Here is a 12,893-nt window from a genome sequence, read left to right as displayed (position 1 = left end):
TAATACTAATATATGCAGGTGTATCTACATCTAGACGGCTATTCTAAGTTTGATTGCTCGAATTACAAGCTCTTTTTTGGTTTTTGTCACAACTAAACGTTTGCGTGAGTTATTTATTATTTTGGGAGTTTCAGGGGATTTAAATTCACAGATGCAATATTTGTGAGGTTTTGGGGTGGAAATCGTTTGCACACCCTGAGGGGCTTTGAGAGAATTATGACCAATTTTTTCGTTTCGCTTAACGTACTCAGGAGCAGACATGTCGTCTCGTAAACATCTTGCCAATGCAATCCGTGCTCTAAGCATGGATGGTGTTCAACAAGCTAACTCAGGTCACCCAGGTGCACCTATGGGTATGGCTGATATCGCTGAAGTTCTTTGGCGCTCTCACCTAAACCACAACCCATCGAACCCAGAATGGGCTGATCGTGACCGTTTTGTACTTTCAAACGGCCATGGCTCAATGTTGATTTACTCTCTACTACACCTAACGGGTTATGAGCTATCAATCGACGATCTGAAAAACTTCCGTCAGCTTCATTCAAAAACTCCGGGTCACCCAGAGTACGGTTATGCACCAGGTATCGAGACAACAACAGGTCCTCTAGGTCAAGGCATTACTAACGCAGTTGGTATGGCAATGGCTGAAAAAGCACTTGCTGCACAGTTCAACAAAGAAGGCCACGACATCGTTGACCACTTCACTTATGCATTCTTAGGTGATGGCTGTCTGATGGAAGGTATCTCGCACGAAGCTTGTTCTTTGGCGGGCACACTAGGCCTTGGCAAACTGATCGCGTTCTGGGATGACAACGGCATCTCTATCGATGGTCACGTTGAAGGTTGGTTCTCTGACGATACACCTAAGCGTTTTGAAGCGTACGGCTGGCACGTAATCCCTGCAGTAGACGGTCACGATCCTGAAGCGATCAATGCTGCAATTGAAGCGGCTAAAGCAGACCCTCGTCCTACATTAATCTGTACTAAGACGATCATCGGTTTCGGCTCTCCTAACAAGTCTGGTTCACACGACTGTCATGGTGCTCCGCTAGGTCAAGACGAAGTTCAAGCGGCACGCGAGTACCTTGGTTGGGAGTTCGGTCCGTTTGAAATCCCAGCAGACGTATACGCAGAGTGGGATGCAAAAGAAGCTGGCGCAGCTAAAGAAGCGGCTTGGAACGAGAAATTTGATGCTTACGCTGCGGCTTACCCAGCAGAAGCAGCTGAGCTGAAGCGTCGTCTAAACGGCGAGCTACCTGCAGAGTGGGAAGAGAAAGCAAACCAAATCATTGCTGATCTTCAATCAAACCCAGCAAACATTGCTTCACGTAAAGCCTCTCAAAATGCGCTAGAGGCGTTTGGTCAAATGCTTCCAGAATTCATGGGCGGCTCTGCTGACCTTGCACCTTCTAACCTGACTATGTGGTCTGGCTCTAAGTCTCTTGAAGTGAATGACTTCTCAGGTAACTACATCCACTACGGTGTGCGTGAGTTCGGCATGACAGCGATCATGAACGGTATCGCACTGCACGGCGGTTTCGTTCCTTACGGTGCAACGTTCCTAATGTTCATGGAATACGCTCGTAACGCAATGCGCATGGCTGCTCTGATGAAAGTTCAGAACATCCAGGTTTACACGCACGATTCTATAGGTCTTGGCGAAGATGGCCCAACTCACCAACCAGTAGAGCAAATGGCTTCTCTGCGTCTGACTCCAAACATGAGCACATGGCGTCCATGTGACCAAGTTGAATCAGCAGTGGCTTGGAAACTGGCTATCGAGCGTAAAGATGCACCAACAGCACTTATCTTCTCTCGTCAGAACCTAGCACAACAAGAGCGTACTGCAGAGCAAGTTGCAGACATCGCGAAAGGTGCTTACATCCTGAAAGATTGCGAAGGCAAGCCAGAGCTTATCCTTATCGCAACAGGTTCAGAAGTTGAGCTAGCGGTTGAAGCAGCAGCGCAGCTAACTGCAGAAGGCAAGCAAGTACGTGTTGTTTCAATGCCATCAACAGATGCATTCGACAAACAAGACGCAGCTTACCGTGAAGCAGTACTGCCATCAGACGTGACAGCGCGTATCGCTATCGAAGCGGGCATCGCAGACTTCTGGTACAAGTACGTAGGCTTCGGTGGCAAGATCATCGGTATGACTACCTTCGGTGAATCTGCACCAGCAGGCGAACTGTTCAAGATGTTCGGTTTTACTACTGAAAACGTAGTAAATACTGCAAAAGAGCTATTAGCGTAATTAAATACGTTAATGAAAAGCCGAGCAGCGATGCTCGGCTTTTTTATACCCATAGTGTCGGTAAAAGGCACATACTTAATGCGTTTTTGTTTCTCATCGGGTACTATCTGTGACACGAATTATTGGTAGGGCGAAGGATAAATGCTAAAGGTTGCGATCAATGGATTTGGGCGTATAGGTCGTAATGTTCTGCGAGCTGTGTACGAAAGCGGCAAACATCAGCAGATTAAGGTTGTAGCGGTAAATGAGCTGGCTCAGCCTGAAGCGATGGCGCACTTACTTCAATATGACACCAGTCATGGCCGTTTTGGCAAAAAGATCTCTCATGACCAAGAGCACTTATATGTTCACCACAACTCATGCCATCAAGATGCTGGCGAATATGATGCTATCCGGATCTTACACCTAGCCGACATTGAACTTCTTCCTTGGCGTGACCTCGAAGTTGACATCGTATTAGATTGTACGGGTGTCTATGGCTGTAAAGCTGACGGCTTAGCGCATATAGAAGCGGGTGCTAAAAAAGTACTGTTTTCCCACCCTGGGGCAGCCGACATCGATAACACCATTATCTACGGTGTAAACCACGAAACCCTTAAAGATGAACATGTCGTTGTTTCTAATGGTTCCTGCACGACAAACTGTATCGTTCCTATCATCAAAGTCTTAGATGAAGCATTCGGAATTGAGTCTGGCACCATTACGACTATCCATTCATCCATGAACGATCAACAGGTCATCGACGCTTACCATAGCGATTTACGTCGTACCCGTGCTGCAAGCCAATCTATCATTCCCGTTGACACCAAGTTGCATAAGGGGATTGAAAGAATCTTCCCGAAATTTTCTAACAAATTTGAAGCTATTTCCGTTCGCGTTCCGACAGTTAACGTCACTGCAATGGATTTAAGTGTCACAATTAGTACAAATGTGAAAGTTAATGACGTAAATCAAACCATTGTTAACGCATCTCAGTGTACATTACGTGACATTGTTGACTATACTGAATCGCCACTCGTTTCCATCGATTTTAATCACGACCCCCATAGTGCGATTGTGGATGGAACTCAAACAAGAGTGAGTAACGGGCAGCTAGTAAAAATGCTCGTATGGTGCGATAACGAATGGGGCTTTGCTAATCGGATGCTGGATACCGCTTTAGCAATGCAAGCTGCGAAGTAATCCGTAAAGCAGCTGTGGAAAAATATTTATTTTTAACCTTGAAATAAATATTGAATGTCTCCATATTCTATAACCAGTTTGAAGAATTAACAGGCTTGGCAGGGTTGCCGAGTTTTCAAAAACTTTAATTTTTAAATATTTGAGAGGACACAACATGTCTGTAATCAAGATGACTGACCTGGATCTTGCAGGTAAACGTGTATTTATCCGTGCTGACCTAAACGTGCCAGTAAAAGACGGAAAAGTAACTTCTGATGCACGTATCATCGCATCTCTTCCAACTATTAAGCACTGCCTAGAAGCTGGCGCTAAAGTAATGGTTACTTCTCACCTAGGTCGCCCAACTGAAGGTGAATACGCTGAAGAGTTCTCTCTACAACCTGTTGTTAACTACCTAAACGACGCACTAGATTGCGAAGTTAAGCTAGCAAAAGACTACCTAGATGGCCTAGAGCTAAACGCTGGTGAACTTGTTGTTCTAGAAAACGTTCGCTTCAACAAAGGCGAAAAGAAAAACGAAGAAGAGCTATCTAAGAAATACGCAGCACTATGTGACGTATTCGTAATGGATGCATTCGGTACGGCTCACCGTGCTCAAGCGTCAACTCACGGCGTTGGTATGCACGCTCCTGTAGCTTGTGCTGGTCCTCTACTAGCAAACGAACTAGACGCACTAGGCAAAGCAATGGACAACCCAGCTCGTCCAATGGTTGCTATCGTAGGTGGCTCAAAAGTTTCTACTAAACTGACTGTTCTTGAGTCTCTATCTAAAATCGCTGACCAGCTTGTTGTTGGTGGCGGTATCGCAAACACATTCATCGCAGCTGCGGGCCACAACGTTGGTAAGTCTCTATACGAAGCAGACCTAGTAGACACAGCTAAGAAGCTAATGGATGAGTGTGCAATTCCAGTAGCAACTGACGTTGCATGTGCGAAAGCATTCGATGAAAACGCAGAAGCTGAAATCAAAGACGTTTCTGAAGTTCAAGACGACGACATGATCTTCGACCTTGGCCCTGACTCAACAGCGGCACTAGCTGAGATTCTTAAAAACGCGAAAACTATCCTTTGGAACGGTCCAGTAGGTGTATTCGAATTTAAGAACTTCGAAGCGGGTACTAAAGGTATCTCTGAAGCTATCGCAACTTCTGAAGGCTTCTCTGTTGCAGGTGGTGGTGACACGCTAGCAGCTATCGACAAGTTCGGTATCAAAGCTGACGTATCTTACATCTCTACTGGTGGCGGCGCTTTCCTTGAGTTTGTAGAAGGTAAAGTTCTTCCTGCAGTAGAAATGCTAGAAGCACGCGCTAAGTAATTAAAGCAAAGCGGGGGAGTCATTCTCCCGCTTTCTTGTTTGCTGCAACGTGAGAGGAACTCTGCTAGAATAGCCTCTGTTGTGAGCAAACGTTTGCAAGATTTTCAACTTAACAAGTTTTGTTTAAAAACGACAGATAAATAGGATTGAATCCATGTCTAAGATCTTCGACTTCGTAAAACCAGGTGTTATCTCTGGCGATGACGTTCAGAAAGTTTTTGAAGTAGCGAAAGAAAACAACTTCGCACTTCCAGCTGTAAACGTTGTAGGTACTGACTCTGTAAACGCAGTACTAGAAGCAGCAGCAAAAGTTAAAGCTCCAGTTGTTGTTCAGTTCTCTAACGGCGGCGCAGCTTTCTTCGCTGGTAAAGGCGTGAAACTTGAAGGTCAAGGTGCTCAAATCCTTGGTGCTGTAGCTGGTGCTAAATACGTTCACGCTGTAGCTGAAGCTTACGGTGTACCAGTAATTCTACACACTGACCACGCTGCTAAGAAACTTCTACCTTGGATCGACGGTCTACTAGATGCTGGTGAAGAGCACTTCGCTCAAACTGGTAAGCCTCTATTCTCTTCTCACATGATCGACCTTTCTGAAGAGTCTCTAGAAGAGAACATCGAAATCTGTGCTAAATACCTAGAGCGTATGGCTAAGATGAACATGACTCTAGAGATCGAACTAGGTTGTACTGGTGGTGAAGAAGACGGCGTAGATAACTCTGACATGGACGCATCTGAGCTTTACACTTCTCCAGAAGACGTTGCTTACGCATACGAGAAACTAAGTGCAGTTAGCCACCGTTTCACTATCGCAGCATCTTTCGGTAACGTACACGGCGTTTACAAGCCAGGTAACGTTGTTCTTACTCCAACTATCCTACGTGATTCTCAAGCGTACGTTTCTGAGAAGTTCGGCCTACCAGCTAACTCTCTAAACTTCGTATTCCACGGTGGTTCTGGTTCTTCTCAAGCAGAAATCCAAGAGTCTATCGGTTACGGTGTTATCAAAATGAACATCGATACAGATACACAGTGGGCAACTTGGGATGGTATCCGTAAGTACGAAGCTGAAAACCACGATTACCTACAAGGTCAAATCGGTAACCCAACTGGCGAAGACGCGCCAAACAAGAAGTACTACGATCCACGCGTATGGCTACGTGCTGGTCAAGCTTCAATGGTTACTCGTCTTGAGCAAGCATTTGCTGACCTTAACGCAGTTGACGTACTATAATTCGATTGAATTAAAGTTGTTAAAAACCCGCTCATTGAGCGGGTTTTTTTATGTCTTCAGCCTGCTGTCTGTCTTATTACGCCCCTCTTTAAAACACTACGATCGTTATTGAATAATTTACTAGCAGCATTGGTTGTGTATGCTTGGTATACAACAGGTTGCTTTTTGTATACTGCATGTTTGGATTTAGGTAATAAAAGTAGCGAAATGGGTTAGCATTGCGTAACCTGTAACAGGCAGATATAGGAAAACTCTGATAACGTCTTGTTTTGCTTCTCTTTGCGAAATTCTGACTTTGCAAAACGTCAAAGTTGATATATCGTGCCAAAATTCTGACACTGTTCAGTTTTATAATAGTGATATTGTTACAGATAAGAACCTATAAAAAATAAGGTTCATAAATAAGCGGCAATTGGTTTTATATCTTGATTTGAGGATAAGCATTATGGCAGGTGAATCGGTGGGTATCGATAACACATTAACAGATGGGCTGACTAAAGCTGAGACTTGGCTTTCAAACAACTCAGACCTTCTTGTTCAATATGGTGTAAACATTATTTCAGCACTGATTATTCTATTTATCGGTAATATTATCGTTAAAGCAGTCGCTGGAAGTGTAGCTAAAGTACTTGAAAAGAAAAACATGGATAAGGCTGTCGTTGAATTTATTCACGGTCTTGTTCGTTACTTACTATTCGTTATCGTTCTTATCGCCGCTCTTGGTCGTGTAGGTGTTCAAACTGCCTCTGTAGTTGCGGTAATCGGTGCGGCTGGTCTTGCTGTTGGTCTTGCTCTACAAGGTTCACTATCAAACTTTGCGGCAGGCGTGCTTATCGTTGCATTCCGTCCATTTAAGTCTGGCGATTATGTAGAAATCGGTGGTGTAGCGGGTAGTGTTGAAGCAATTCAAATTTTCCAAACGATTCTAAAAACGCCTGATAACAAAATGGTTGTAGTTCCTAACTCTTCAGTTATTGGCGGTGCAATCACTAACTACTCTCGTCACGCGACTCGCCGTGTTGATTTGGTTATTGGTGTTTCTTATAAAGCGGATCTGAAATTAACTAAGAAAGTTATCCGTGAAACACTAGAAAAAGATCCACGCATCCTTAAAGATCCAGATATGACAATCGGTGTACTGGCTCTAGCGGATTCTTCAGTTAACTTTGTTGTTCGACCTTGGGTTAAAACGGCAGATTACTGGGGCGTTTACTTTGACTCAATGCAAGGCATCAAAGAAGCTTTGGATGCAAATGGCATCGAGATTCCATTCCCACAAATGGATATTCACCTGAACAAAGTAGAAGCGTAATCAAAGCGAATTTCTATTTAGAGAGCGAGGCAAATTTGCCTCGCTTTTTTTATGCATATTTTTTATGCATAGTAGAGAAGGTTATCTACATTAAATTTCTGCATAACGAGAGTTATCACCAGTATTTGGCAAGCAACTCGTTCGCTAGAACATAGGCGATAGCAAACATCATCAATGCCACACCAATATCTATTCCTTTTTTCACTTTAGGCTTAGAAAGAGTCGGCCCCAGTTTTGCCGCGCCCAGAGATAGGGTAAAGAACCACACAAACGAAGCCATCATGGTGCCCAGTGCAAATGCGATGCGATCATGTCCCTCAAACTGGCCACCAATAGAACCAAGAATCACGACAGTGTCTAAGTACAAATGTGGGTTCAATACCGTAACTGCAAGTGCGCCTAAAATCACGGTGCGACGACCACGTGCTATTACTTCCCCTTTGGTTTCCGATTCATTTTCTGGCTTGAATGCACTTCTCATTGATAGGGAACCATAGACACTTAGGAACGCAATGCCACCTAGCGTTACAGCGGTCAGAAGCATTTCATTTTGCGATAAAACCGCACCACCACCAAATATACCTAGGGAAATAAACAGCATATCCAGAATGCTACAGATGGTGGCTGTGGTGAGATGGTGGTTGCGTTTTATGCCTTGATTCAAGACATACGCATTTTGCGCGCCAATCGGAATGATCATCGATGCCCCTAATCCAAACCCTTGCAATACAACCCAAAAACTCACAATTCACCTCAAAAAATAGCAATTAAATTCACGAAGAGGAGCAAGATAAAGGCTTTGATGAAATAAGTATAATTAATGATTTTAATATATTATTAGTAAAACTTATCAAGATGGATGAAGAGGGAAATTTTCATGAGAGGGCTGGATTATAAGTGGATAGAAGCGCTTGATGCTGTCGTCTATCAAGGAAGCTTTGAGCGAGCCGCTGAGAGTTTGTATGTCTCTCAATCTGCTATTTCTCAGAGAATTAAACAATTAGAAAAGTTTCTTGCTCAACCAGTACTTATTCGTGAGCAGCCACCTAAGCCGACGCCAATAGGCAAGAAGCTGCTAGGGTTGTATCGTCGAGTTCGCATGCTGGAACATGAAATCTTACCCGAACTAAAAAATGACACCACTACACGCCCGGTTCAGTTGTCGTTGGCGACGAATGCGGACAGCTTGGCTACATGGCTGTTACCTGCATTGCAAGATGTGATGAAAACTCGTCAAGTTGAGTTAAAACTCACGATTTATGGTGAATCTCGCTCTATTGAAAAGCTAAGAAGTGGGGAAGTTGCAGGAGCCATCAGCCTGGAATCTCAGGCTATTCCTGGCTGTAGAGCGGACTATTTAGGACGTATCGATTATGTCTGTGTTGCTAGCCCTGAATTCTATCAACGTTATTTTTCTGAGGGCGTAAACAATAAAACACTCTCTAAAGCCCCAGCCGTATCGTACGATCAATATGATGATCTACATAAAGCTTTTCTTACCAAGCATTTTAATGTGCGCCCCGATAGCGTGATTCATCATAATATAAGCAGCTCTGAAGCGTTTCTGAAAATGGCGATGGCGGGTGTTGCGTATTGCCTGATTCCCCGTTTACAGATCTCGAATGAATTGGAGCAAGGTTCGCTCATTGATATCACTCCGGGATTCCTGATGACCTATCGAATTTACTGGCATCACTGGCAATTGGAAACTGGCGTTTTACAAGAAATTTCGCAGGCAATCGTCGGTTATGCCCAACGTCATTTACCGCAGTAGAATGTAATAACAATGATGTTAACGCGTACCTCTTGTATTGATTTGGTTAAAAATTACACCAAAGTTACACAGTCAAAGTTGTGTTAGAAGTGGGCGAGGGTGGTTGGATAATCGTCGAAAGTTCCTATTATCAAGCATTATATGCTCAAAGCTTTCTAAGTTTTTGGGTATTACCCCAGACGGCTTCAGTGGTTCTCGCTACTGCATTTTTGCTCTGGGACATGTCTTTTATATATGGATGGATCTGTCGAATGAAACTGTATTCGTGTTTGCTGGCTACTTTGCTCAGCCTTACCAGTGTTTCAGCCCTAGCTACTACACCTGAATTTGCACACGTAACGACAACAGGTTATGGCGAGGTAATTGCAACGCCAGATATGGCGACTTTTTCGGTCAAAGTGGTGGATACGACGATGACTGCCGAGCAAGCGAAGCTGTCGGTGGATACGACTGTCGATGAGTTTTTGCAAAAACTGTCAGATGCAGGATTATCTAAAGACAGTATTACCAGTTCGAATCTGTACCTGGCTCCTCAATACCATTATCCAAAATCGGGCAAGGCTGAGCTGGTGGGTTATCGCGCCTCTCGCAGTATTAACGTTACGGTTAAGGATTTAGCCAACCTTAATCAGTACCTTGATATGGCAATACAAGCGGGTATTAACCAGGTTGATAATATTCAGCTTAAGGTGAGTAATCAGGCTGAGTATCAACAGAAAGCTCGCTTGGCTGCGATCAAAGATGCCAGAGAAAGTGCTGCCTCTTTAGCGTCCGGCTTTGATAAGACTCTGGGGGATATCTGGCGGGTCAACTACAACAACACTTACCCAACACCAGTTTTAATGCGCTCTATGGCGATGGAAGGCAAGCAGAATGCCAATAGCTATCAGGACTCTACGATGGTGATCCGAGATCAGGTAGAGGTTATCTACAAGCTGAAATAAGGCGCATTCTATTTGCAGATATAAAAAAGGCAGGGAAATTCCCTGCCTTTGTTGTTTCTGTGCTTCTTAGTGAAGAATACGAGAACGAATCGTGCCTTCGATACTTTTCAGCTTGATAAGTGCTTCTTCTGAACGTTCAGTTTCCACATCGATAACCACGTAGCCGATTTCAGCTGCAGTTTGCAGGTACTGTGCGGCGATGTTGATGCCTTCTTCAGCAAAGATAGTGTTAATCTGAGTCAGGATACCTGGGCGGTTTTTGTGGATGTGTAGCAAGCGAGAAACTTCACCACCGTGCTCAGGTAGAGATACTTCAGGGAAGTTTACGCTTGAAAGCGTTGAACCGTTGTCAGAGTATTTCGCTAGTTTGCCAGCCACTTCTACACCGATGTTTTCTTGCGCTTCTTGCGTAGAACCACCGACGTGTGGAGTCAGAATAACATTGTCGAACTTCTGTAGTGGAGATTCGAACGGGTCTGCGTTTGTTTTTGGTTCAACAGGGAATACATCAATAGCTGCACCAGCCAGATGACCTGCTTCTAACGTGCTGCAAAGAGCTGGAATATCAACAACGGTACCACGAGCAGCGTTGATAAAGATTGCGCCTGGTTTCATGCGAGCAAACTCTTCTTCACCCATCATGTTCTTGGTTTCAGGTGTTTCTGGAACATGCAGTGAGATAACATCACATTTATTCAGTAGTTCGCTCATGGTATGAACTTGCGTGGCATTACCAAGAGACAACTTGTTTTCGATGTCGTAGTAGTAAACGCGCATACCAAGGTTTTCAGCGATAATACCCAGCTGAGTACCGATGTGGCCGTAACCGATAATACCAAGACGCTTACCACGAGCTTCGTAAGAGTTATCTGCGCTCTTCTTCCAAATGCCGCGATGTGCAAGTGCGTTCTTTTCAGGAATGCCTCGTAGAAGCAATAGAATCTGACCAAGAACCAGCTCGGCTACGCTTCGAGTGTTTGAGAAAGGTGCGTTAAATACAGGAACGCCACGTTTTGCAGCCGCGTCGAGATCGACTTGGTTAGTACCGATACAAAAACAGCCAATAGCAACCAGTTTGTTTGCCGCATTGATCACTTCTTCCGATAGATTAGTGCGGGAGCGAATGCCGATGAAGTGAACATCTTTAACCGCTTCAATCAGTTCCTCTTCAGGAAGTGAACCTTTGTGGTATTCAATGTTGGTGTAACCAGCAGCTTGAAGAACTTCAACTGAAGAAGGGTGAAGTCCCTCAAGTAAGAGGATCTTAATCTTGTCTTTTTCCAGCGAAACTTTGGCCATTTTTTCTCGTCCTTAAAATGGAAAGGTGGGCTAATATGGCGCACATTGGGCAAAACCATTAAAAAGGGGATAATTAATAGTTTTGTAGGAGGACAAACGTTTCCTTGTGCGTCTTCTGTTCAATAAAGTAACAAAAAAAAATAGCTTTGGGTAAGAAAATTACGGAATAAGGAATAATTTTATTTGGTGAAAGAATGAAAAACGGTGCTTTGCAGCACCGTATGTAATGAAATAACCGAAAAATGAACCTGATAGGTGAATTTTCTAGGTTTTTTACTCTTCGATTTTTGCACCTTCAGGCGTGCCTGTGATAACCACATCCGCACCACGATGAGCAAACAGACCATTAGTGACAACGCCCGCGATGCTGTTGATCTTATCTTCCATTTCTTTCGGGTTAGTGATCTGCATGTTGTGTACATCCAGAATCACGTTGCCGTTATCTGTCACTACGCCTTCGCGGTAAGCAGGGTCACCACCAAGTTTAACCAATTCACGTGCCACGTATGAGCGAGCCATTGGGATCACTTCTACAGGTAATGGGAACTGACCTAGAACATCTACTGCTTTTGTATCGTCCACAATGCACACGAACTTTTCTGAGATTGCAGCGACGATTTTTTCACGTGTTAACGCGGCGCCACCACCTTTGATCATGTCACGCGTTGGGTTGATTTCATCCGCGCCATCAACATAAACATCTAGCTTAATTACGTCGTTACACTCAAATACTTCAATACCAAGCTCTTTTAGACGCTCAGTCGAAGCTACAGAGCTAGAGACTGCACCTTTGATATCGTCTTTGATAGTCCCTAGTGCATCGATGAAGTGATTCACGGTAGAGCCAGTGCCTACACCGACAATGCTGCCTTTTTCAACATATTTTAATGCTGCCCAACCAGCCGCTTTTTTCATTTCATCTTGAGTCATGCCAATCTCCTGAATAGATGTTCGTTAACATTTGCGGCGTGATTATAACGGGTAAGTGTTAGTTTTCCCATTGCCAGATTCGGCTTGGAGTCACGATCTTAGGCAGTGGAATGTCCCAGCTTTCAATTGGCAGGCGTTCAACATGCTGGCAGTCATGAGCGATACCTACAGGCTTGGCACCTTCACCAGTGGCAAACCAATGTGAAAGGGTGCGATCGTAATATCCTCCGCCCATACCTAACCGGTGTCCAATACTGTCGAAACCTACTAAAGGCGTGCAGATAAGATCGAGCTGACGAACAGGCATAAGGTGGCGAATATCGAGCTTTGGCTCAAGAATGCCATATTTGTTGTAGATGAGTTGATCATCACTCAGGTACTGAAGAAACAGTAACTGACCTTTTGAAAAAGGATGGATGACTGGTAGATATATTGATTTCCCTTGTTGCCATAGCCACTCGATAAGGGGCTTGGTATCCAGTTCACCATCCGCAGAAAGATAAATAGCAATGTGCTGAGAATGCTGTATTTCAGGAAGTTGGGAAAATTGACTGACTAGGTCGAGCGCCGCTTGAAACTGTGTGTCACTACATAGAGCGTTACGTTTTTCACGGATCAATTTACGAAAGTCTTGTCGAGAAAGTTCTGACAT

Annotated in this window: 12 protein-coding genes; 7 read left to right on the top strand and 5 right to left on the bottom strand. The window is 44.2% G+C overall.

Annotation, left to right across the window (positions count from 1 at the left end; all coding sequences use genetic code 11):
• Nucleotides 1-30 precede the first annotated feature (30 nt).
• Nucleotides 31-261 carry a hypothetical protein gene (locus VEJY3_RS13455; RefSeq protein ID WP_014233022.1) on the bottom strand — a complete coding sequence of 77 codons (231 nt, stop codon included), beginning with the start codon at nt 259-261 and terminating at the stop codon, nt 31-33.
• Here VEJY3_RS13455 and tkt point away from each other — a divergent pair.
• From tkt to mscS, 5 genes are all read left to right on the top strand, one after another.
• On the top strand, nt 260-2,254 hold the full coding sequence (gene tkt / locus VEJY3_RS13450) for a transketolase (protein WP_014233021.1): 1,995 nt from the start codon (nt 260-262) through the stop codon (nt 2,252-2,254). The genes VEJY3_RS13455 and tkt overlap by 2 nt on opposite strands.
• A gap of 141 nt (nt 2,255-2,395) precedes the next feature.
• A complete protein-coding gene (gene epd / locus VEJY3_RS13445) occupies nt 2,396-3,436 on the top strand; it encodes an erythrose-4-phosphate dehydrogenase (RefSeq protein WP_014233020.1) in 1,041 nt (346 codons plus the stop codon).
• A gap of 154 nt (nt 3,437-3,590) precedes the next feature.
• On the top strand, nt 3,591-4,751 hold the full coding sequence (locus VEJY3_RS13440) for a phosphoglycerate kinase (protein WP_014233019.1): 1,161 nt from the start codon (nt 3,591-3,593) through the stop codon (nt 4,749-4,751).
• 154 nt (nt 4,752-4,905) lie between these two features.
• The gene (gene fbaA / locus VEJY3_RS13435; RefSeq protein WP_014233018.1) at nt 4,906-5,982 is read left to right on the top strand and encodes a class II fructose-bisphosphate aldolase; all 1,077 of its coding nucleotides are present in this window, start codon (nt 4,906-4,908) and stop codon (nt 5,980-5,982) included.
• A gap of 445 nt (nt 5,983-6,427) precedes the next feature.
• Nucleotides 6,428-7,294 (top strand): small-conductance mechanosensitive channel MscS, encoded by an 867-nt coding sequence (gene mscS, locus VEJY3_RS13430; RefSeq protein ID WP_014233017.1) that lies wholly within the window; start codon nt 6,428-6,430, stop codon nt 7,292-7,294.
• A gap of 115 nt (nt 7,295-7,409) precedes the next feature.
• On the opposite strand, the gene VEJY3_RS13425 is transcribed toward mscS, so the two are convergent.
• A complete protein-coding gene (locus tag VEJY3_RS13425; protein WP_014233016.1) occupies nt 7,410-8,039 on the bottom strand; it encodes a LysE/ArgO family amino acid transporter in 630 nt (209 codons plus the stop codon).
• A gap of 132 nt (nt 8,040-8,171) precedes the next feature.
• Here VEJY3_RS13425 and VEJY3_RS13420 point away from each other — a divergent pair, with 132 nt between their 5' ends.
• Nucleotides 8,172-9,068, top strand: a complete 897-nt coding sequence (locus tag VEJY3_RS13420) for a LysR family transcriptional regulator ArgP (RefSeq protein WP_014233015.1) — start codon at nt 8,172-8,174, stop codon at nt 9,066-9,068.
• A gap of 251 nt (nt 9,069-9,319) precedes the next feature.
• A complete protein-coding gene (locus VEJY3_RS13415; RefSeq protein WP_014233014.1) occupies nt 9,320-10,012 on the top strand; it encodes an oxidative stress defense protein in 693 nt (230 codons plus the stop codon).
• Nucleotides 10,013-10,078: 66 nt separating this feature from the next.
• Here VEJY3_RS13415 and serA read toward each other — a convergent pair whose 3' ends face one another.
• The 3 genes from serA to VEJY3_RS13400 form a co-directional block, all read right to left on the bottom strand.
• Nucleotides 10,079-11,311 (bottom strand): phosphoglycerate dehydrogenase, encoded by a 1,233-nt coding sequence (gene serA / locus VEJY3_RS13410; RefSeq protein ID WP_014233013.1) that lies wholly within the window; start codon nt 11,309-11,311, stop codon nt 10,079-10,081.
• Between the two features lie 273 nt (nt 11,312-11,584).
• Nucleotides 11,585-12,241 carry a ribose-5-phosphate isomerase RpiA gene (rpiA, locus tag VEJY3_RS13405; RefSeq protein WP_014233012.1) on the bottom strand — a complete coding sequence of 219 codons (657 nt, stop codon included), beginning with the start codon at nt 12,239-12,241 and terminating at the stop codon, nt 11,585-11,587.
• 58 nt (nt 12,242-12,299) lie between these two features.
• Complete coding sequence (locus VEJY3_RS13400; protein ID WP_014233011.1) at nt 12,300-12,893, bottom strand: 5-formyltetrahydrofolate cyclo-ligase; 594 nt, start codon at nt 12,891-12,893, stop codon at nt 12,300-12,302.

The organism is Vibrio sp. EJY3 (assembly GCF_000241385.1).
In the GTDB taxonomy this organism is placed as follows: Bacteria; Pseudomonadota; Gammaproteobacteria; order Enterobacterales; family Vibrionaceae; genus Vibrio; species Vibrio natriegens.
Note: the sequence above shows the minus strand (reverse complement) of the source record. Positions and strands in the feature narration are given on the sequence as shown.